The organism is Pseudomonas sp. N2-3-1-14, from assembly GCF_041228395.1.
GTDB lineage: Bacteria > Pseudomonadota > Gammaproteobacteria > Pseudomonadales > Pseudomonadaceae > Aquipseudomonas.
In genome coordinates, this window is the sequence record NZ_CP166199.1 from 5,708,606 (window position 1) to 5,728,876 (window position 20,271).

The 20,271-nt window shown below is 61.2% G+C and carries 18 protein-coding genes; 9 read left to right on the forward strand and 9 right to left on the reverse strand.

The window, feature by feature from the left end; genetic code table 11:
- Window positions 1-9: 9 nt before the first annotated feature.
- The 5 genes from AB5I78_RS26535 to AB5I78_RS26555 form a co-directional block, all read right to left on the reverse strand.
- The gene (locus AB5I78_RS26535; protein WP_242201933.1) at window positions 10-1,257 is read right to left on the reverse strand and encodes an ABC transporter permease; all 1,248 of its coding nucleotides are present in this window, start codon (window positions 1,255-1,257) and stop codon (window positions 10-12) included.
- A gap of 213 nt (window positions 1,258-1,470) precedes the next feature.
- Window positions 1,471-2,511 (reverse strand): ABC transporter substrate-binding protein, encoded by a 1,041-nt coding sequence (locus tag AB5I78_RS26540; protein ID WP_145157438.1) that lies wholly within the window; start codon window positions 2,509-2,511, stop codon window positions 1,471-1,473.
- A 43-nt stretch (window positions 2,512-2,554) separates the two neighbouring features.
- Window positions 2,555-3,667 (reverse strand): ABC transporter ATP-binding protein, encoded by a 1,113-nt coding sequence (locus tag AB5I78_RS26545; protein ID WP_145157440.1) that lies wholly within the window; start codon window positions 3,665-3,667, stop codon window positions 2,555-2,557.
- Window positions 3,668-3,896: 229 nt separating this feature from the next.
- The gene (locus AB5I78_RS26550; RefSeq protein WP_106575511.1) at window positions 3,897-4,526 is read right to left on the reverse strand and encodes a response regulator transcription factor; all 630 of its coding nucleotides are present in this window, start codon (window positions 4,524-4,526) and stop codon (window positions 3,897-3,899) included.
- A gap of 18 nt (window positions 4,527-4,544) precedes the next feature.
- On the reverse strand, window positions 4,545-6,539 hold the full coding sequence (locus AB5I78_RS26555) for a transporter substrate-binding domain-containing protein (protein WP_369302036.1): 1,995 nt from the start codon (window positions 6,537-6,539) through the stop codon (window positions 4,545-4,547).
- 77 nt (window positions 6,540-6,616) lie between these two features.
- On the opposite strand from AB5I78_RS26555, the gene AB5I78_RS26560 reads away from it, so the two are divergent.
- Window positions 6,617-7,591 carry an alpha/beta hydrolase family protein gene (locus AB5I78_RS26560; protein WP_369302035.1) on the forward strand — a complete coding sequence of 325 codons (975 nt, stop codon included), beginning with the start codon at window positions 6,617-6,619 and terminating at the stop codon, window positions 7,589-7,591.
- Between the two features lie 56 nt (window positions 7,592-7,647).
- Here the strand turns inward: AB5I78_RS26560 and AB5I78_RS26565 are convergent, their stop codons facing one another.
- Genes AB5I78_RS26565 through AB5I78_RS26580 form a run of 4 tightly spaced genes read right to left on the reverse strand, consistent with a single transcriptional unit; the run spans window position 7,648 to window position 10,112 of the window.
- Window positions 7,648-8,415 (reverse strand): TerB family tellurite resistance protein, encoded by a 768-nt coding sequence (locus AB5I78_RS26565; protein WP_145157446.1) that lies wholly within the window; start codon window positions 8,413-8,415, stop codon window positions 7,648-7,650.
- A 1-nt stretch (window position 8,416) separates the two neighbouring features.
- Window positions 8,417-9,091, reverse strand: coding sequence for an N-acetylmuramate alpha-1-phosphate uridylyltransferase MurU (gene murU / locus AB5I78_RS26570; protein ID WP_369302034.1), 675 nt, complete (start codon window positions 9,089-9,091; stop codon window positions 8,417-8,419).
- Complete coding sequence (locus tag AB5I78_RS26575; RefSeq protein WP_370004198.1) at window positions 9,088-9,963, reverse strand: aminoglycoside phosphotransferase family protein; 876 nt, start codon at window positions 9,961-9,963, stop codon at window positions 9,088-9,090. The genes murU and AB5I78_RS26575 overlap by 4 nt, the downstream gene beginning before the upstream one ends.
- The gene (locus AB5I78_RS26580; RefSeq protein ID WP_370004829.1) at window positions 9,858-10,112 is read right to left on the reverse strand and encodes a hypothetical protein; all 255 of its coding nucleotides are present in this window, start codon (window positions 10,110-10,112) and stop codon (window positions 9,858-9,860) included. Before AB5I78_RS26580 ends, AB5I78_RS26575 begins: the two co-directional genes overlap by 106 nt.
- A gap of 130 nt (window positions 10,113-10,242) precedes the next feature.
- Between AB5I78_RS26580 and AB5I78_RS26585 the strand changes: the two genes are divergently transcribed.
- From AB5I78_RS26585 to AB5I78_RS26620, 8 genes are all read left to right on the forward strand, one after another.
- Window positions 10,243-13,056: an LPS-assembly protein LptD gene (locus tag AB5I78_RS26585; protein ID WP_369302032.1), complete on the forward strand. Its 2,814-nt coding sequence runs from the start codon at window positions 10,243-10,245 to the stop codon at window positions 13,054-13,056.
- Window positions 13,031-14,371 (forward strand): peptidylprolyl isomerase, encoded by a 1,341-nt coding sequence (locus AB5I78_RS26590; protein ID WP_145157454.1) that lies wholly within the window; start codon window positions 13,031-13,033, stop codon window positions 14,369-14,371. Before AB5I78_RS26585 ends, AB5I78_RS26590 begins: the two co-directional genes overlap by 26 nt.
- Window positions 14,368-15,357, forward strand: a complete 990-nt coding sequence (gene pdxA, locus AB5I78_RS26595; protein WP_369302031.1) for a 4-hydroxythreonine-4-phosphate dehydrogenase PdxA — start codon at window positions 14,368-14,370, stop codon at window positions 15,355-15,357. The genes AB5I78_RS26590 and pdxA overlap by 4 nt, the downstream gene beginning before the upstream one ends.
- Entirely contained in the window at window positions 15,354-16,166 is an 813-nt protein-coding gene (rsmA, locus tag AB5I78_RS26600) for a 16S rRNA (adenine(1518)-N(6)/adenine(1519)-N(6))-dimethyltransferase RsmA (RefSeq protein WP_145157458.1), read from the forward strand. Before pdxA ends, rsmA begins: the two co-directional genes overlap by 4 nt.
- Before the next feature lie 231 nt (window positions 16,167-16,397).
- Window positions 16,398-16,778: a Co2+/Mg2+ efflux protein ApaG gene (gene apaG / locus AB5I78_RS26605; RefSeq protein WP_106575521.1), complete on the forward strand. Its 381-nt coding sequence runs from the start codon at window positions 16,398-16,400 to the stop codon at window positions 16,776-16,778.
- The gene (locus AB5I78_RS26610) at window positions 16,778-17,626 is read left to right on the forward strand and encodes a symmetrical bis(5'-nucleosyl)-tetraphosphatase (protein WP_124418588.1); all 849 of its coding nucleotides are present in this window, start codon (window positions 16,778-16,780) and stop codon (window positions 17,624-17,626) included. Before apaG ends, AB5I78_RS26610 begins: the two co-directional genes overlap by 1 nt.
- A 9-nt stretch (window positions 17,627-17,635) precedes the next feature.
- The gene (gene glpE / locus AB5I78_RS26615; RefSeq protein ID WP_106575523.1) at window positions 17,636-17,965 is read left to right on the forward strand and encodes a thiosulfate sulfurtransferase GlpE; all 330 of its coding nucleotides are present in this window, start codon (window positions 17,636-17,638) and stop codon (window positions 17,963-17,965) included.
- 285 nt (window positions 17,966-18,250) lie between these two features.
- Entirely contained in the window at window positions 18,251-20,173 is a 1,923-nt protein-coding gene (locus AB5I78_RS26620; protein ID WP_003194732.1) for a PrkA family serine protein kinase, read from the forward strand.
- Window positions 20,174-20,271 lie beyond the last annotated feature (98 nt).

Here is a 20,271-nt window from a genome sequence, read left to right on the forward strand (position 1 = left end):
AAGGTCTCCTCAGCTCAGGCGCAGGCGACTGGCGCCCACCAACCGGTTATAGATCAGGTACAGCACCACAGTCGCCAGCAGCAGCAAGCCGCCCAAGGCCGTGGCCATGCCCCAGTTGATGCTGGTGTTGGTGTAGAACGCGACGAAGTAGCTGACCATCTGGTCGTTCGGGCTGCCGAGCAGCGCCGGGGTGATGTAGTAACCAATCGCCAGGATGAACACCAGCAGGCAGCCGGCGCCCACCCCGGCGTAGGTCTGCGGGAAGTACACGCGCCAGAAGCTGGCGAACGGGTGGCAACCCAGGGAAATCGCCGCGCGCATGTAGGTGGGCGAGATACCTTTCATCACGCTGTAGATCGGCAGAATCATGAACGGCAACAGGATGTGCACCATCGAGATGTAGACCCCGGTGCGGTTGAACACCAACTCCAGAGGCTGATCGATCAGGCCCATGCCCATCAGTGCGCTGTTAATCAGGCCGCCGGACTGCAGCAACACGATCCACGCCGCCACCCGCACCAGAATCGAGGTCCAGAACGGCAGCAACACCAGAATCATCAGCAGGTTGCTCTTGCGGGCCGGCAGGTTGGCCAGCAGGTAGGCCAATGGATACGCCAGCAGCAGGCAGACGAAGGTGATCACCAGGCCCATCCAGAACGTGCGGGCAAAGATGTCCAGATAGATCGCCTGATCAGGCGTGGCCGGGGCCACTTCGCCGAGGTCGTCGATGCGGTGATCGACCGCCGCCAGCAGGTAGTACGGCGTGAGGCTGCTGGTGTTGCGCCGGATCGCCTGCCAGTACGCCGGGTCGCCCCAGCGTTCGTCGAGGCTTTCCAGCGCTTCTTTATAAGAGCCGGGCGCTTCGGTAAACGGCAGCGCCCGCGCGGTTTTGGTCAGCAGGCTACGGTAGCCGGCCAGTTCCATGTTCAAGCGTTTGGACAGATCGCCCAAGGTCTGGTTTTTGCGCGCTTCGCCCAGGTCTTCGCTGAGCGCCTGGTAGACCGGCTCACCTGGCAGGCCACGACCGTCCCAGGTCTTGACCGCCACCACGGTACGCGGCAAACCGCCCACCACTTCCGGGTTGCCGACGCTTTTGTAAAGCAGCGCAACAATCGGCACCAGAAACACCAGCAGCAAAAACAGCACCAGCGGCGCAATCAAGGCCTGGGCCTTCCAGCGGTTGAGCCGCTCGGCACGCGCCAGGCGCTGCTTGAGGGTGGGGCTGTTGACCTCGTTGGAGGGAACGGCGATGGCCATGGCTGACTCCGGAATACTGAAAAATGACCACAAACCTATGTGGCCTGGGCCTACGCTGTGGCGAGCGGGCTTGCCCCGCGTTGGGCTGCAGAGCAGCCCCAAACCAACCGCCGCGTTCTGGCTGAACGAACTCGGTGAATTCAATGGGGCCGCTGCGCGGCCCAACGCGGGACAAGCCCGCTCGCCACAGGGAACAGGCTCGACTGAAGGCCGTTACTTGGCCGCCCACGAATTGAAGCGCTGCTCGAGCTGCTCGCCGTTATCCGCCCAGAAGCTCACGTCGATCTGCACCTGGTTGGCGATGTTTTCCGGCGTGGTCGGCATGTCCTTCAGCACATCCTTGGCCAGCAATGGCACGGCCTGGGTGTTGGCCGGGCCGTAGGCGATGTTTTCCGAGTAGGTCTTCTGCTGCTGCGGCTGTACCGAGAAGGCGATGAACTTCTTCGCCGCTTCGGCGCGGTCCTTGGCCAGGCCCTTGGGAATGGCCCAGGCATCAAAGTCGTAGATGCCGCCGTTCCACACCACTTTGAGGTTGCTTTCTTTTTGCACGGCAGCAATGCGGCCGTTGTAGGCCGAGCTCATCACCACGTCACCCGAGGCGAGGTACTGCGGCGGCTGTGCGCCGGCTTCCCACCACTGGATCGACGGCTTGAGCTCGTCGAGCTTTTTGAACGCGCGGTCCTGGCCGTCTTTACCGGCCAGCACTTTGTACACGTCTTTGGGCGCCACGCCATCGGCCATCAAGGCGAATTCCAGGGTGTACTTGGCGCCCTTGCGCAGGCCGCGTTTGCCCGGGAATTTCTTGGTGTCCCAGAAATCCGCCCAACTGGTCGGGGCGGTGGCCAGTTTGTCGGCGTTGTAGGCCAGCACCGTGGACCACACAAAGAAGCCCACACCGCACGGCTGGATCGCGCCCTTCACGTAGTCGGCGCCATTGCCGAACAGTTTCGGGTCGAGCGGCTCGAACATGTCTTCGTCGCAGCCACGGGACAGTTCCGGCGATTCCACTTCCACCAGGTCCCAGGACACGCTCTTGGTGTCGACCATGGCCTTGACCTTGGCCATTTCGCCGTTGTACTCACCGGCGACGATCTTGCCGTTGCCCGCGCTTTCCCACGGTGCGTAAAAGGCTTTGACCTGGGCCGCCTTGTTCGCGCCACCAAAGGACACGACTGTCAGGTCCGGGCCTGCCATGGCCTGTGTCGCGCCCATCAAGCCGATGACCAGGGCGGAATATTTAAGGGATCTCAACATTGTTGTTCTCTCCACGTGCAGGGTTGGTGAAGCCATGGGGCGATTAATTCGCCTCTAGAAGTGGGTCGAGTGCGCGAACGTGCTCGACTTGCCAGCCAATCGGTACCACGTCGCCGACCGCCAGGGCTGGGTCCAGCTCGGCAATCGGTTGTTTCACAAAAAAGTCGGTCTTGCCGCAGACTTCCAGGCGCACGCGCACGTGGTCGCCCAGGTAGATAAATTCCGCCACGCGCCCGGAGAAGCGGTTCACGCAGGACTCGCTGGAGCCATTGAGGCTGACGCGCTCCGGGCGTACCGATAACGTCACCGGACCGCCGAGCTGGCCGACATTCACCGCCAGCGCCTCGACCTTTTCACCGCGCGCCAGCTCCACCACGCAACGCTCGCCCGTATGGCTGTGCAGGCGGCCATTGAGGCGATTGTTCTCGCCAATGAAGTTGGCCACGAAGGTGTTTTTCGGTTCTTCGTACAAGGTGCGCGGCGCGGCAATCTGCTGGATCTCGCCCTGGTGGAACACCGCCACGCGGTCGGACATGGTCAGCGCTTCGCCCTGGTCGTGGGTCACGTACACCACGGTGACGCCCAGGCGCTGGTGCAGGTGCTTGATCTCCATCTGCATGTGTTCGCGCAGTTGCTTGTCGAGGGCGCCGAGGGGTTCGTCCATCAGCACCAGTTGGGGTTCGAACACCAGCGCTCGCGCCAAGGCCACGCGCTGTTGCTGGCCACCGGAGAGTTGCGCCGGGTAACGCTGGGCGAAGGCATCGAGCTGAACCATGCTCAGCACGCGTTTGACCCGCTCGCTGACGTCGGTTTTGCTCAAGCCACGCACCGACAGCGGGAACGCCAGGTTCTCGGCGACGGTCATGTGCGGGAACAACGCGTAGTTCTGGAACACCATGCCGATGTCGCGCTTGTGCGGCGGCACGTGGTTGATGGCGCGCCCGGCCAGCAGGATTTCCCCGGCGGTGGGCGTCTCGAAACCGGCGAGCATCATCAGGCTGGTGGTCTTGCCCGAACCGGACGGCCCGAGCAGGGTGAGGAACTCGCCCTTGCGAATCTCCAGGTTGAGGTCTTTGACGATCAGGTTCTCGCCGTCGTAGCTCTTCTGCACGCCACGAAAGCTGACCAGCACATCATTTGAATCCACCTCGCTCATACCCACACCTTTTTGTTTTGGACGGCTGTGGCACAAGCGTAGTCCAGGCGCGAGGCCCCGGAAATCGGGGGCCAGGAGAGATTTGCATCAGCAGGATGGAAGGTTCGGGGTAGGGATTGCCCTACACGGATGGCGGGCACAGAACAGTGCAGCGGCAATCATCAGCGTCTGCCGGCAAAGCCCGTGTCGTAAACAGACACGCGCCTCTGTTGGAGCCGGTTTGCCGGGCTTACAGAAGTTTGTGCTCCATGGCGTATTTCACCAGCTCGGCCAGCGAGGTGATATTGAGCTTTTGCATCAGCCGCGCCTTGTGCGTGCTGATGGTCTTGCTGCTCAGCGCCAGTTGCTGGGCGATGTCATTGACGTTGGCGCCCTGGGCCAGGCGCTCGAACACCGAGAACTCACGCTCCGACAGCAGCGAATGCAGCGGCCGCGCGTCGGTAAGGCCGACCTCAAAGACCATGCGGTCGGCCAGGTCCGGGTCGATGTAACGCCCGCCCGCCGCGACCTTGCGAATCGCCGTCAGCAGCAGCGCCGGGTCGCTGTCCTTGGTGGCGTACCCGGCCGCGCCGACCTTCAAGGCGCGGGCGGCCATCTGTGCTTCATCGTGCATCGACAGCACCAGAATCGCCGGCGGATTGTGCAGCGCGCGGATGCGCGCAATTGCTTCCAGGCCATTCACACCGGGCATCGAGATATCCAGCAATACCACCTCGCACGCGACATGGCGCAAGGTCTCCAGCAATTGCTCGCCGTTGCTGGCCTCGCCGACCACCAGCAGGTCTTTGGCCAGGCCGATCAATTGCTTGATGCCTTCACGGACAATGGTGTGGTCTTCGGCTACCAATACGCGAATCACAGGGGCTTCCTCTTGTGGTTATGCATCCAACGGCACCGTGACGCTCAAGGTGGTGCCCTCCCCCGGTTCGCTGTGCAGGCTCAGTTGCCCGCCCATCATCAATACGCGCTCGCGCATGCCGACGACGCCAAAGGACACCGGGCGGCCCTGGGTTTCGACGAACCCGACGCCGTCATCGCTGATGGTCAGCCGCAGGTCTGCGCCCTCCACGCTCAAGGTCAGCTCGACAGTATGCGCCTGGGCATGGCGCATCACATTGGTCAGCGCCTCCTGCAGGATGCGGAACAGGCCGATGGCCTTGGCATCGCTCAGGGCCGGCAGGTTTTCCGGGACTTGTACCAGGCAGGGGATGTGGGTGCGGGCCTCGAAGCGCCGGGCTTGCCATTCGATGGCCGAGGCGATGCCGGCGTCAAGAATCGGCGGGCGCAGCGCGGTCGCCACATCGCGCACAAGCTGAAACAGCTGGGCGATCAGGCGCTTCATGCTGTTCAAGCGCTCGTTCAGGCCTGGGTCCAGTTGGGCATAGGCCAGCTCGCACATCGAGGTTTCCAGCTTGAGTACCGTGAGCATCTGCCCGAGTTCGTCGTGCACCTCACGGGCGATGCGCGCCTTTTCTTCTTCGCGCACGGTTTCCAGGTGGGCCGACAGCTCGCGCAGCTGTGTTTCGCTTTGCAGCAGGGCGGCCACATAACGGCGGCGCTCGGTGACGTCATTCAGGTAGACCACCAGGTATTCGGCATCGGCAAAGCGCAGGAAACTCAACGACACGTCGGCCGGCAGGATGCTGCCGTCGGCGCGCACGCAATCGGCCGCGAAGGTTTGCGGGCCTTCTTCGCTGGCACGCGCGCGTTTCCACACATTGAGCCAGCGGTCCATGTTCAAGGTCGGGTCGAAATCGATCAGCGGTCGCTCGATCAGCGCGCCCGGCCCATAGCCCAACATGGTTTCGGCGGCGCGGTTGGCGTAACGCACGTGGCTGTCCCAATTGACCCACAGGATGCCGACGGTGCTTTGATCGATGGAGAACTGCGTCAGCCGCAAGGCTTCGGCGCCGGCAGCGCGTGCGGCACTCTCTTCGCGGGCAGCCAGCAGGTTGTGTTCGAGCACGCGCTGGTGACGGCGTTGCCAGAACACCACTGCGAGGCTGGCGAGCAAGAACATCGCCAACAGCAGGCTGAGGTTTTGCCACAGGCCCGGCGATTGCGTCAGCTGCGGGTATTTAGGTTGCAGCCAGCGGCTGTGCAATTGGTCGAGGTCGCGGGCCGGTATCGCGCGCAACGCGCTTTGCATGATGCCGGCCAGTTCCGGCCATTCGCGGCGGGTGGCCACGCGCAGCAATTGCGGCAGGCCGATATCGCCGACCACCGTCAGCCCGGCAAACTCGGCCTCACCGGACAATCGGCTCAATTGCGCCTCATCCACCACGGCATAACGCGCCTGCTGGCTCACCAGCAATTGCAGGGCCTGGCGCTCCATGGGCACGCCTTGCAGGTTGAGGTTGGGATAGTTGCTGCGCAGGTAATCAGCCAGCGTGCTGGGCATGCGTACGGCAACGCGGGAACGCTCGTCGAGTTTTTCCAGCTCCACCGCGCCGCCGCCTTCGCGGATGCCGACGATATGCTGGGGCACGCGCATATAAGGGTCGCTGAATAACCACAGGCGCAAGCCGGCCGGTGTTTGCTGAAGGCCAGGGGCGATATCCACCTCGCCGTCGCGCACCGCAGCGTCCAATTGCTCCTGGCTGGGGAAGTTGCGCCAGGTCAGCTCGATGTTCAGCGCCTTGGCCAGCCACTGCATCAACTCGACATTGGCCCCGGACAAACGCTGCAGGCGCCGATCGTATTGCGCGTAAGGCGCCTGCAATACCAGGCCCACGCGCAGCTCCGGATGCTGGGCCAGCCACTCACGCTGCTGCGCATTGAGCGGCGCCTGCGGTATGGCAGACGCGGGCGCAGCGTTCGCCATCAAGGCCAAGCACAAACCGCCGATAACCAGCAGACAGCGAAAACCCATGATCCACGTCTCACATCACTGACAAATACTGACCAACCCATTAGGCTGCTGGAATCACTTCTGGCCGGGAATTAACGATGCCCTTTATCCACCGTTCGGCACTGCCAGCATTGTGCCTGTCGCTGCTATTTACCAGCGCCTTTTCTGTTCAGGCCGCCGATGCGCCTGCACCCGCCGCCGAAAAGCCGGTTGAACGCCAACCCCTGCCCGAGCGCAGCCAGGAAGAAGCCAGCGCCCTGGAGCGTCAGGTGCCGCAACAGGAACAGCAACAATTGCAGGCCGGCAGCGATTCATTCCTGGCCCTGTGGAAGCCGGCCAACAGCGCCGAGCCCGAAGGCGTGGTGATTATCGTGCCGGGCGCCGGGGAAAGCGCTGACTGGCCGCAAGCAATCGCACCGTTGCGGCGCAAATTACCCGACGCCAACTGGGGCACGCTGAGCCTGTCACTGCCGGACGTGAACGTCGACACCTTGCCGCCGCGCGTCCTGGAATCGCCCAAGGCCGCCGTCGATACCAGCAGCAAAGACGGCAGCACCGCGGCCAAACCCATCGAACAAGCCGCCAGCGCCGAAGCCGAAGGCACTGATCCTGCGGTAGTGCCGGGCGCCGATGAACAAGACAAGACCGACGCCAAACGCATTTTCGACCGTATCGATGCCGCCGTTGCCTTTGCCCAGACCCAGAGCGCGCGCAGCGTGGTACTGCTTGGCCATGGCACGGGCGCCTGGTGGGCGGCGCGTTACCTGAGCGAGAAACAACCGGCCCAGGTGCAAAAGTTGGTGATGGTGGCAGGCAAGACGCCGACGGCCAGGCAGCCAGACCTGCAACAACTGGCCCCGGCGCTGAAGGTGCCGACGGCGGATGTTTTCTATCAGGACGACGCCCAGGCGCGCAAAAACGCACTGGCACGCGTCCAGGCCGCCAAGCGCGGCAAGAATGACGGCTATAAACAGGTGTCACTCAAGACCTTGCCCGGCAACAGTTCGGCTGAGCAGGAGCAGTTGTATCGGCGGATCCGCGGGTGGTTGAGCCCGCAGACTGCGGCTGAGTAACCTTGATCTGATAACCCAATCAACTGTGGGAGTTGGCAACTCAGGATTTGTGCTGGCTAGCGAAAATCCCGGCGCTCGCGAATCAACGCATAGGCGTTATGCAGCTCACGGGTTCGCTCGGTCGCTTCGCGCACCTGTGCGGCGCTGGCGCCAGTGCCGGCAATCTTGTCCGGGTGGTGGCGACTGAGCAGGCGACGATAGGCGCGTTTGATCACACTCGGCTCGCTGGTGGACGTGACCCCCAAAATTCGCATCGCGTCCTGATAAGCACCCGCGCGATTGGCCAACGGCTTGCGCTCCTGCACGTAATCGGCAGCCAGCGCCTGCAACTGTTGCGGCGTCCAGCCGAGCCATTTGCCCCACAGGTCGATCAAGTCGCGCTCGGCGTTATCCGCCTTGCCGTCCGCCCAGGCCATGCGCCAACAGGCGCGCAGTAAGCCCTCTGCGGCATGAGGCTGGGCCTTGAGCACGCGCAGGTAATTGCGCACCCGGTCGGAACCGGACTTGCCCCGATTGAACGCGCTGATCGCCCGGCGCTGGGCCGACTCGGTCATGTCCAGCGCACGCATCTCCTGGCGCGCTTGCTGGATATGCCCATCCACCACGCGGCCATTGCTCTTTGCCAGGCGCCCCAACAGCACGAACAGCAGTTCGTCATTGCGCAACGCCGGGCGCCCGCCCAGCCGCTCGCGCAGTTGCGCCCAACTTTGCAGCTGAAGGCGGCGATCCAGCGCCTGCCCCAGCAATGCCCCCAACAAGGCCCCCGGAATACTGGCAATGGCAAAGCCAGCCCCGGCACCGATCAGTGTCCCTGGCCACAACATCTTATTGCCCCGCAGTCAGCAAGGTTTCAACCTGCGCCAGACGCTCCAGCGTGCCGACATCAATCCAGCGTCCCGTCATGTGTTCCCCCGTTACCAGACCGTTGGCCATGGCCGCCCGCAGCAGCGGCGCCAGCTTGAAGGCACCGGCACTGCAACCCGCGAACAACTGAGGGTCGAGCACTGAAATGCCACTGAAGGTCAGGTTATCGGCACCGGGCGCCGCATCATGAAGCAACCCTTGATCCAGGTAGAAATCGCCGCCGGTGGGGTGATGCGCCGGGTTATCCACCATCACCAGATGCGCCAGGCCCTGTAGTGGCCGGCGCAATTGGGTGAAGTCGTAGTCGGTCCAGATATCGCCATTGACCACCAAGAAGGGCTCGTCCCCCAGCAACGGCAATGCCTGGAAAATCCCGCCGCCGGTTTCCAGCGGCTCGCCTTCGGCCGAATACTGGATGCGCAGGCCAAACTGCGCACCGTCGCCCAGGTAGCTTTCGATCTGCTGGCCGAGCCAGGCATGGTTGATCACGATTTCGCTGAAGCCGGCCTTGGCCAGCGCCTCAAGGTGATACTCGATCAGCCGCTTGCCGCCCGCCTGCACCAGGGGTTTGGGCGTGTGCAAGGTCAGTGGGCGCATGCGCTCACCCTTGCCGGCCGCCAGGATCATGGCTTTCATACGCTCGCCTCGACAGGTTGGCGCAGGCTGGCGAGCAGTTCGCCCAACTCGGCCAGCTCGGGACGGTCTGCCAGCACCGCTTCTATATAAGCAAAGAAGCGCGGCACGTCCGCCAGGTAGCGTGGCTTGCCGTCGCGATGGCAGATACGCGCGAAAATACCGATCACCTTGAGGTGACGCTGCACGCCCATCAAGTCACTGGCACGCTGGAATTCTTCGAAATCGGCCTGCACGGGAATGCCCAATTGCCCGGCACGTTCCCAATAGCCCCGTTGCCACGCGCGTACGCGCGCTTTCGGCCAGCTGAGGAAGGCATCCTTGAACAGGCACGTGATGTCGTAGGTGACCGGGCCGTAGACGGCGTCCTGGAAATCCAGCACACCGGGGTTCGGTTCGCTGATCATCAGATTGCGCGGCATATAGTCGCGATGCACCAGCACTTTAGGCTGGGCCAGGGCGCTGTCGATCAAGTGATCGCTGACGCGCTGCCACAAGGCCTGTTGCTGGGTATCCAACTCGATACCCAAGTGCCGGCGAACGTACCATTCCGGAAACAGTTCCAGCTCTCGGCGCAACAAGGCGACGTCATAGCTGGGCAGCGGCGCGTCCATCGGCAATTGCTGAAAAGCCAGCAACGCGTCGATGGCATCGGCGAACAATTGATCGGCGTTTTGCTCGTCAATCACGTCCAGATAGGTTTTTTTGCCCAGGTCATTGAGCAAAAGAAAGCCGCGCGGCAAATCTTCTGCATAAATTTTTGGCACATTTATTCCTGATTTCGCCAGCAAATCAGCGATATCGACGAAAGGTTTGCAGTTTTCCTGGGGGGTGGCGCGTCCATAACGACGAAACTTTGCCCACCGCCTTCCCACCGGAAGTAACGCCTGAAACTCGCGTCGCTGCTGGCCGCGGTCAATGTGGCCGGGGGTACGGCACCCCAGTCCTGAGCGTTGAAAAGGATCGGCAACTGCTCATCCAGCCAGACTTTCAGCTGTTGTAAACGTAGATCTTGCTCGGGCATTACAAGGGTCTCCGACGGCGCTAGCCGTCAAGCGGGTCATGCTTTATTATCACGCATCTTTTTCAGACCATCGAGAGGCGTGCGGCCCACACCGCGGGCAGATGGCACGCAGGAAGCCCGGACTAATAAGATGGCATTGAAATCCCCCGCGTTTCGTAGAAAATTTCCGTTGCTGGTAACCGGCAGTCTGCTGGCCATGCAACCTTTCGCCACCTCATTCGTGGTCGCCGCGGAACAGTATGACTGCTCAGTCTCTGCTTCGGGTGCCTGGGATTGCGCGCCAAAAACCGCCGCAGCCCCGTTGCCACCACGCCCGGTGCATGACGGCGCAGCCGTCAGCTCGGCCGGCAGCACGGCGCAAGCCAATGCTGGCGGAAGCGCCGAGGCCGAACCGAAGACCGCTCTGGTCACCGAAGCCAAGGGCCGTGGCCTGCGTTCGCGCAGCGCCGACTACAGCCACCTGGACTGGGTGCCTCGCGAGAAGCTGACCGCAGCCCAACTGGCTGAAACCGGTCCTTATTGCTCCGGCGCGTACATCGAACCGGTTCGTCCTGGCATGAACGACAAGACGAACAAGAGCGATGCGCCGACCTTCATCGGCGCCAAGGCCTCGCGTTACGAGCAGGAACAACAGGTCGCGACCCTGGCCGGTGACGTCGTCATGCGTCAGGGCAGCATGCAGCTGGAGGCTCAGGAAGCCAGCCTGTATCAGGCCGAAAACCGTGGCGAGCTGAACGGCGACGTGCGTCTGCGCGACAACGGCGCCCTGATCGTGGGCGACCATGCTCAGGTCCAGCTCGACACCGGCGCCGCCCAGATCGACAACGCCGAATACGTGCTGCACAAGTCGCGTATCCGCGGCAACGCGCTGTACGCCAAGCGTGCCGAGAACGCGATCATCCGTCTCAAGGACGGTACGTACACCACCTGCGAGCCGGACAGCAACGCCTGGCAGCTCAAAGGCAACAACATCACGTTGAACCCGGCCACTGGTTTCGGTACGGCGACCAACGCGACGTTGCGGGTCAAGAACATTCCGATCCTGTACACCCCGTATATCTACTTCCCGATCGACGACCGTCGTCAATCCGGCTTCCTGCCGCCAAGCTTCAGCACCGGCAGCGAAACCGGCTTTACCCTGGTTACGCCGTACTACTTCAACCTGGCACCGAACTACGACGCCACGTTGTACCCGCAGTACATGACCAAGCGCGGCATGATGGTGGAAGGCGAATTCCGCTACCTCACCAAGTCCAGCGAAGGTCAGTTCGGCGGCGCGTACCTGAATGACGACAGCGACGAGCGTAAAGGTCAGAGCGACTACGAAAAAGACCGTTACATGGTCAACTGGCAGCACAAGGGCGGTCTGGATTCACGTGTAGCGACGCAGGTCGACTACACCAACATCAGCGACCCTTACTTCTTCCAGGATCTGAAGACCTACCAAGAAGGTGTTCAGCCGCGAGACTACGTCAACCAACAGGGTTCCGTGGCTTATCGTGGCGACGATTTCCAGGCGCGCCTGAACCTTCAGGCCTACCAGCTGGCGACGATCTCTCAGATCACCCCGTATAACCGGTTGCCGCAGATCACCTTCAACGGGATGCTGCCATACCACCCGGGTGGCGTGAACTTCACCTACGAGACGGAAGCCGTCCGGTTTGAACGTAGCCTGGAAAAGGGCACCTTCACCGATGAAGATGGCGCGGTTTCGAAGCGGCTCGACACATTCGTCACAGGCCTGACCCGTGCAAACGGTACTCGTCTGAACGTTGCGCCGGCTGTTGAATACCCGATGAACTGGACCTACGGCTTTATTACGCCGAAGCTCAAGTATGTCTACACCAAGTACGATCTTGACCTTGATAGCACGGGCAAGAACGACATCGCTATTGCGCAAGCAAACTCAACTGCGGCGAGTCCTTATGCGGGCGGCGTCTTCAAAAGCTCACAAGACCGTGCAATCCCGATTGCCAGTATCGACAGCGGCCTGTACTTCGACCGCAACACGAACTGGTTCGGCAAAGACTATCGCCAGACCCTGGAACCACGTGCCTACTATCTCTATGTGCCTAACAAGGACCAAAGCGATATCCCGGTATTTGACACCAGTGAATACTCGTTCAGCTACGCCTCGCTGTTTCGCGATAACCGCTTCAGCGGCTCCGACCGGATCGGCGACGAGAACAAGCTGTCGCTGGGCGTAACCAGTCGCTGGATCGAAGACAACGGTTTCGAGCGTCAGCGCGTGTCCGTGGGCCAGGCGGTGTACTTCAAGGATCGCCAGGTTCAACTTCCAGGCATCCTTGCGTCCGACCGTGCAGATGCACAGTCTGACGTTTCCCCTATCGCCCTGGAATACGAATACCGCTACAACCGCGACTGGCGCGCAACCGCCGACTACAACTGGGATACCGAGGAGCACAGCGCTCGTTCCGGCAGCGCGATGCTTCACTACCAGCCAGAAGACAACCCGAACAAGATCATCAACGTCGGTTACCGCTATCGCAATGACCAAGTGGTCTACAACCAGCTGACCGGCAAATGGCAGTTTGGTGGCGACTACAGCGTCCCGTCGGATACCGCGAACTACATCAAGGATTACTACAAAATCCAGCAACACGATTTCTCGATGATGTGGCCGATCATTCCTCAGTGGAACCTGATCACCCGCTGGCAGTATGACTATGCACGCAACCGTACCCTGGAAGCATTCGGTGGTTTCGAGTACGACAACTGCTGCTGGAAACTGCGCGTCATCAACCGTTACTGGGTTTCCAACGACGAATACAGCCAGATCGCCCCGCTGAACGAAAAGGGCGACCACGGGCTCTTCTTCCAGATCGTCCTTAAAGGACTCGGCGGCCTGACCGGCGCCAAGGTAGAGAGCTTCCTCGACAAAGGCATTGAAGGTTATCGTGAACGTGAAGACCAAGCTTTCTGATTGTCTGCGCCCGCTAGTACTGGGCGCACTGTTCCTGGGGACCGCTTCGGTACACGCTGCGGTCCAACCGCTGGACAAGGTTGTGGCCATCGTCGATAACGACGTGATCATGCAGAGCCAACTCGACCAACGGGTCAAGGAAGTTCAGCAAACCATCGCCAAGCGTGGCGGCGGCGTACCGCCTACCAGCGTGCTGGACCCGCAGGTTCTGGAGCGCCTGATTGTCGAAAACCTGCAACTGCAGATCGGCGATCGTTCCGGCATCCGTATTTCGGACGAAGAGCTGAACCAGGCGGTCGGTACTATCGCTCAACGCAACAACATGAGCGTTGACCAGTTCCGTGCGGCGCTGGCTCACGACGGTTTGTCCTATGAGGACGCCCGTGACCAGATCCGCCGTGAAATGATCATCAGCCGTGTGCGTCAGCGCCGTGTGGCCGAGCGGGTGCAGGTGTCCGAGCAGGAAGTGAAAAACTTCCTGGCATCGGACTTGGGCAAGATGCAGCTCTCCGAAGAACTGCACCTGGCCAACATCCTGATCCCGACGCCAGACAGCGCCAACGCCGAACAGCTCAATGCTGCAGCCGCAAAAACCCAGGCTGTTTATGACCGCTTGAAAGCCGGTGCAGACTTTGCCCAGACGGCAATTGCCGTGTCCGGCAGTGACAACGCTCTGGACGGTGGTGACATGGGCTGGCGTAAAGCTGCTCAACTGCCACCTCCGTTCGACCGTGAGCTGAGCGCGATGAACGTGGGTGACATTACCCAGCCAGCACGTACGCCAGGCGGCTTTATCATCCTCAAGTTGCTCGGCAAGCGCGGCGGCGAGACCTCGCTGAAAGACGAAGTGCATGTTCGTCACATCCTGGTCAAACCAAGCGAAATCCGTACCGAAGCGCAAACCAAGGAACTGGCCCAGAAGATCTATGACCGCATCGAAGGCGGTGAAGACTTCGCCACATTGGCCAAGAGCTTCTCGGAAGACCCAGGTTCGGCCCTCAATGGTGGCGACCTGAACTGGATCGACCCGAAAGCGCTGGTGCCTGAGTTCCAGGACGTGATGGCCAAGACCCCGCAAGGCGTTCTGTCCAAGCCGTTCAAGACCCAATATGGCTGGCATGTACTGGAAGTCCTTGGCCGTCGCGCCACTGACAACACCACGCAGGCCCGCGAGCAGCAAGCACTGACCGTGTTGCGTAACCGCAAATACGATGAAGAGCTGCAAACCTGGTTGCGTCAGATCCGTGACGAAGCCTACGTGGAAAACAAGCTGCCAGGCGCCGAGCAAACAGGCACCGACCAGGCAGCACAGTGAAACCCCAGCGTTTCGCGGTAACACCCGGCGAGCCGGCCGGCATTGGTCCTGACCTGTGCCTGCTGCTCGCCTCGCACCCTCAGCCACACCCCCTGATAGCCATTACCAGCCGCGACCTGCTCCTTGAGCGGGCCGCGCAACTGGGTGTGACCGTCAATCTGCTGGACGTGTCACCGGGCAACTGGCCCGACCTGCCGGCACCTGCGAGCAGCCTGTACGTTTGGGACACTCCGCCTGCAGCCAAGGTGGTTGCCGGGCAACTGAACAAGGCCAATGCGGCCTTTGTACTGGAAACCCTGACGCGCGCCGGTCAAGGCTGCATCGACGGCGACTTCGCCGGCATGATCACCGCGCCGGTACACAAAGGCGTGATCAACGAATCCGGTATTGCCTTTTCCGGCCACACCGAATTCCTCGCCGAGCTGACCCATACCGCTCAAGTGGTGATGATGCTGGCCACACGCGGCCTGCGCGTTGCACTGGTGACGACGCATTTGCCGTTGCGTGATATCGCCGATGCGATCACCGCCGAGCGCCTGGAGCGCGTCACGCGCATCCTGCACGCCGACCTGCAACAGAAATTCGGCATTGCCCAACCGCGCATCCTGGTTTGCGGGCTCAACCCGCACGCCGGTGAAGGCGGCCATTTGGGCCATGAAGAAATCGACATCATCGAACCGACATTAGAGCGTCTGCGCCAAGAAGGCATGGACCTGCGTGGCCCGCTGCCTGCAGACACTCTGTTTACCCCCAAGTATCTGGAGCACTGCGATGCAGTGCTGGCGATGTACCATGACCAGGGGCTGCCCGTGCTGAAATACAAAGGCTTCGGCGCCGCAGTCAACGTGACACTGGGCCTGCCGATCATCCGTACCTCCGTCGACCATGGCACTGCCCTGGACCTGGCGGGCAGCGGCAAGATCGATACCGGCAGCCTGCACGTGGCCCTGGAAACCGCCTATCAGATGGCCGAGACCCGTATATGACTGAGCATTACCAACACCGGGCGCGCAAGCGCTTCGGGCAAAACTTCCTGCACGACGCTGGCGTAATCGACCGCATCCTGCGCTCCATCCACGCCAAGCCGGAAGACCGCCTGCTGGAAATCGGCCCGGGCCAGGGCGCCTTGACCCAAGGCCTGTTGGCCAGTGGCGGGCAACTGGACGTGGTGGAGCTGGACAAGGACTTGATCCCGATCCTCAACCAGCAGTTTGCTGACAAACCCAATTTCAATCTGCACCAGGGCGACGCGCTGAAGTTCGACTTCAACAGCCTTAACGCCGCGCCCAACAGCCTGCGGGTAGTGGGCAACCTGCCGTACAACATCTCCACGCCGCTGATTTTTCACCTGCTGAACAACGCAGGGATCATCCGCGACATGCACTTCATGCTGCAAAAAGAAGTGGTTGAGCGTTTGGCGGCCGGCCCTGGCGGTGGTGATTGGGGCCGTCTGTCGATCATGGTTCAGTACCATTGCCGCGTTGAGCACCTGTTCAATGTCGGCCCTGGCGCGTTCAACCCGCCGCCGAAGGTCGACTCGGCCATTGTGCGCCTGGTGCCTCACGCCGTGCTGCCGCACCCGGCCAAGGATCACAAACTGCTGGAGCGCGTGGTACGCGAGGCGTTCAACCAACGTCGCAAAACCCTACGCAACACGCTCAAGGCACTGCTCAGCAACGCCGAAATCGAAGCCGCCGGCGTCGATGGCAGCCTGCGCCCCGAGCAACTGGACCTGGCCGCGTTTGTACGCCTGGCTGATCAGCTTGCGATCCAGCCTGCGCCGACCGTGGAATAAGCTGTAACTCGATACAAATGTGGGAGCGGGCTTGCCCGCGATGGCGGTGCATCAGTTACACATTCAGTGACTGACACTGCGCATTCGCGGGCAAGCCCGCTCCCACATTTGCTCAGCGTTATACCGATAACGCTTGCCGGCTGCCCGACACATGTCTGGCCTAGTGCCCTCCTCATGGCCTAGACTGATCCGCATCTGCTGTCCTCCGCTTTTGCTTTTAAGGCCTCTTGCATGTCCGATCCTCGCTACCAGATCGACGTCAGCGTCGTCACCCGCTTCCTGGCGGACCAATCGCAACCCGAACACAACCGTTTCGCCTTTGCCTACACCATCACGGTGAAGAACAACGGGCAGGTGCCGGCCAAGCTGCTGTCGCGCCATTGGGTGATCACCGACGGTGACGGCCAGGTCGAGGAAGTGCGCGGCGCCGGCGTGGTTGGCCAGCAGCCGTTGATCGACATTGGCGCCAGCCATACGTATAGCAGTGGCACGGTGATGACCTCCAAAGTCGGCACCATGCAGGGCACTTATCAGATGAAAGCCACTGACGGCAAACTGTTCGACGCTGTCATCGCGCCCTTCCGGCTCGCCGTGCCGGGAGCCCTGCACTGATGACGACGTACGCGGTCGGCGACCTGCAAGGCTGCCTGGAACCCCTCAAGTGCCTGCTGGAGCGAGTTGCCTTCAACCCGGCGAGCGACCGCCTGTGGTTGGTGGGTGACCTGGTCAATCGCGGGCCCGAATCCCTGCAAACCCTGCGCTACTTATATAGCCTGCGTGATTCCCTGGTATGCGTATTGGGCAACCACGACCTGCACCTGCTGGCGGCCGGCAATAACATCGAGCGCTTGAAAAAGGGCGACACGCTGCGCGAGATCCTCGAAGCGCCGGATCGTACCGAGCTGCTGGAGTGGCTGCGTCGGCAAAAGCTCATGCATTACGACGAAGGCCGCAACATGGCTTTGGTCCATGCGGGCATCCCGCCCCAGTGGACGGTGAAAAAAGCCCTCAAGTGCGCCGCCGAAGTCGAGAGCGCCCTGGCCGATGACAACCTTTACACCGCCTTTCTCGACGGCATGTACGGCAATGAGCCGGTCAAGTGGGACAACGACCTTACCGGCGTGGCCCGCCTGCGCGTAATCACCAACTACTTCACCCGCATGCGCTTCTGCACCGCCGAAGGCAAGCTGGACCTCAAGAGCAAGGAAGGCGCCGACACCGCCCTGCCCGGCTACAAACCCTGGTTCGCCCACAAGGAGCGCAAGACCCGTGACACGAAGATCATCTTCGGCCACTGGGCAGCCCTTGAAGGCAAATGTGATGAACCCGGCGTGTTCGCCCTCGACACCGGCTGCGTGTGGGGCGGCGCCATGACCCTGATGAACATCGACACCGGCGAGCGCCTGAGCTGCCAGTGCGAATCCCCCCTTTCTGTGACACAGCCGGCCGCCAAGCCATAGGAGCCCGCCATGAGCGAATTCAAACGTATCCCTCCCGAACAAGCCCAGGCGCTGCGCGAGCAAGGCGCGGTGGTGGTCGACATCCGCGATCAGCCGACGTATGCCGCCGCGCATATCAGCGGTGCACAGCATTTGGATAACACCAACATTGCGGACTTCATCCGCGCTGCCGACCTCGACGCGCCGGTGATCGTCGCCTGTTACCACGGCAACTCCAGCCAGAGCGCGGCCGCCTACCTGATCAGCCAGGGCTTCTCTGACGTGTATAGCCTGGACGGCGGCTTTGAGCTGTGGCGTGCGACCTATCCTGCAGAAATTGCCTCAGGCGATTCGCAATAATTTTTTTCACACCCCGCTACCCCGCGTGACGCTTGGGCTCGCGCCGTTTCTGACGAACGGCGCAGCCAAACTAATTACGTATCCCGCCTTGACCTCCCGGATTCCGAACTATCCTTAAGCGCAGGCCATCCGAATCAGGGGAGAGCCGGTACACCGGCGTGCGGGTCATCGGTAGCGTTTCAGGGTGTTTGGGGGGAAAACGGCCATTGGTTGATCACCAATGACTGCCAGCATCGACTGATTGACCCGGCGTCGGCTCCACGTATCGAGCGAGGTGACGACGTCATGAGTATCTTTAGCCACTTCCAACAACGCTTCGCGTCCACACAGCAGGAAGAACTCACGCTGCAAGAGTATCTCGAGCTGTGCAAACAGGACCGCAGTACCTACGCGTCTGCCGCCGAACGTCTGCTATTGGCGATTGGTGAGCCGGAGCTGGTGGAAACCGCGAATAATTCGCGCCTGTCGCGAATATTTTCCAACAAGGTGATCCGCCGCTATCCGGCCTTTGAAGACTTCCACGGCATGGAAGAATGCATCGACCAGATCGTCTCCTACTTCCGCCACGCCGCCCAAGGCCTGGAAGAGAAGAAACAAATCCTCTACCTGCTCGGCCCCGTCGGCGGCGGTAAATCGTCTCTGGCTGAAAAGCTCAAACAGCTGATCGAGAAGGTGCCCTTCTACGCGATCAAGGGCTCGCCGGTGTTCGAGTCGCCTTTGGGCCTGTTCAACGCCACGGAAGATGGCGCGATCCTCGAAGAAGACTTCGGCATTCCACGGCGCTACCTCAACACCATCATGTCGCCCTGGGCCACCAAGCGCCTGGCGGAGTTTGGCGGTGACATCAGCCAGTTCCGCGTGGTGAAACTCTACCCATCGATCCTCAATCAGATCGGCGTGGCAAAAACCGAACCGGGCGATGAGAACAACCAGGACATCTCGGCGCTGGTGGGTAAGGTCGATATCCGCAAACTCGAGGAATTCCCGCAGAACGACGCCGACGCCTACAGCTACTCGGGCGCGCTGTGCCGGGCCAACCAGGGCCTGATGGAATTCGTGGAGATGTTCAAAGCGCCGATCAAGGTGCTGCACCCACTGCTGACCGCCACCCAGGAAGGCAACTACAACAGTACCGAAGGCCTGGGCGCGATTCCGTTCACCGGGATCCTGCTGGCCCACTCCAACGAATCGGAATGGCACACCTTCCGCAATAACAAGAACAACGAAGCCTTCATTGACCGGATCTACATCGTCAAGGTGCCCTACTGCCTGCGCGTCAGCGATGAGATCAAGATCTACGACAAGCTGTTGTTCAACAGCTCGCTGGCCAAGGCCCATTGCGCGCCCGATACCTTGAAGATGCTTGCCCAGTTCACCGTGCTGTCGCGCCTCAAGGAGCCGGAGAACTCGAACATCTATTCGAAGATGCGCGTGTACGACGGCGAAAACCTCAAGGACACCGATCCCAAGGCCAAGTCGATCCAGGAATACCGCGACACCGCGGGCGTGGATGAAGGCATGAACGGCCTTTCCACTCGTTTCGCGTTCAAGATCCTGTCCAAGGTCTTCAACTTCGACCCGCACGAAATCGCCGCCAACCCGGTGCACCTGCTGTATGTGCTGGAACAGCAGATCGAACAGGAGCAATTCCAGGCTGAAACCCGCGAGCGCTACCTGCGATTCCTCAAGGAATACTTGGCGCCGCGCTACATCGAGTTCATCGGCAAGGAAATCCAGACCGCTTACCTGGAGTCCTACAGCGAGTACGGCCAGAACATCTTCGACCGTTACGTGCTGTATGCGGACTTCTGGATTCAGGACCAGGAATACCGCGATCCGGAAACCGGCGAAATCCTCAACCGTGTGGCCCTCAACGAGGAACTGGAGAAGATCGAAAAACCCGCCGGCATCAGCAATCCGAAGGATTTCCGCAACGAAATCGTCAACTTCGTGTTGCGCGCCCGCGCCAACAACAACGGCAAGAACCCAACCTGGCTCAGCTACGAGAAGCTGCGGGTGGTCATCGAGAAGAAAATGTTCTCGAACACCGAGGATCTGCTGCCGGTCATCAGCTTCAACGCCAAGGCCAGCAAGGAGGACCAGCAAAAACACAACGACTTCGTCACTCGAATGGTCGAGCGTGGCTACACCGACAAACAGGTACGGCTGCTCTCCGAGTGGTACCTGCGGGTTCGTAAATCACAGTAAGGCAGCGACAGGCGTGTACTGCCGGGCCTTTGGCCTGGCAGCTGACCGCTTGTCTCTAAGCTTCCAGCTCGCGGCTTGAAGCTTGTAACGTGAAGCTG

Coding starts and splice junctions, on each gene's coding strand:
- AB5I78_RS26535 (WP_242201933.1), bottom strand. CDS start 1,257: ATGGCCATCGCCGTTCCCTCCAACGAGGTCAACAGCCCCACCCTCAAG.
- AB5I78_RS26540 (WP_145157438.1), bottom strand. CDS start 2,511: ATGTTGAGATCCCTTAAATATTCCGCCCTGGTCATCGGCTTGATGGGC.
- AB5I78_RS26545 (WP_145157440.1), bottom strand. CDS start 3,667: ATGAGCGAGGTGGATTCAAATGATGTGCTGGTCAGCTTTCGTGGCGTG.
- AB5I78_RS26555 (WP_369302036.1), bottom strand. CDS start 6,539: ATGGGTTTTCGCTGTCTGCTGGTTATCGGCGGTTTGTGCTTGGCCTTG.
- AB5I78_RS26560 (WP_369302035.1), top strand. CDS start 6,617: ATGCCCTTTATCCACCGTTCGGCACTGCCAGCATTGTGCCTGTCGCTG.
- AB5I78_RS26565 (WP_145157446.1), bottom strand. CDS start 8,415: ATGTTGTGGCCAGGGACACTGATCGGTGCCGGGGCTGGCTTTGCCATT.
- murU (WP_369302034.1), bottom strand. CDS start 9,091: ATGAAAGCCATGATCCTGGCGGCCGGCAAGGGTGAGCGCATGCGCCCA.
- AB5I78_RS26580 (WP_370004829.1), bottom strand. CDS start 10,112: ATGCCCGAGCAAGATCTACGTTTACAACAGCTGAAAGTCTGGCTGGAT.
- AB5I78_RS26585 (WP_369302032.1), top strand. CDS start 10,243: ATGGCATTGAAATCCCCCGCGTTTCGTAGAAAATTTCCGTTGCTGGTA.
- rsmA (WP_145157458.1), top strand. CDS start 15,354: ATGACTGAGCATTACCAACACCGGGCGCGCAAGCGCTTCGGGCAAAAC.
- apaG (WP_106575521.1), top strand. CDS start 16,398: ATGTCCGATCCTCGCTACCAGATCGACGTCAGCGTCGTCACCCGCTTC.
- AB5I78_RS26610 (WP_124418588.1), top strand. CDS start 16,778: ATGACGACGTACGCGGTCGGCGACCTGCAAGGCTGCCTGGAACCCCTC.
- glpE (WP_106575523.1), top strand. CDS start 17,636: ATGAGCGAATTCAAACGTATCCCTCCCGAACAAGCCCAGGCGCTGCGC.
- AB5I78_RS26620 (WP_003194732.1), top strand. CDS start 18,251: ATGAGTATCTTTAGCCACTTCCAACAACGCTTCGCGTCCACACAGCAG.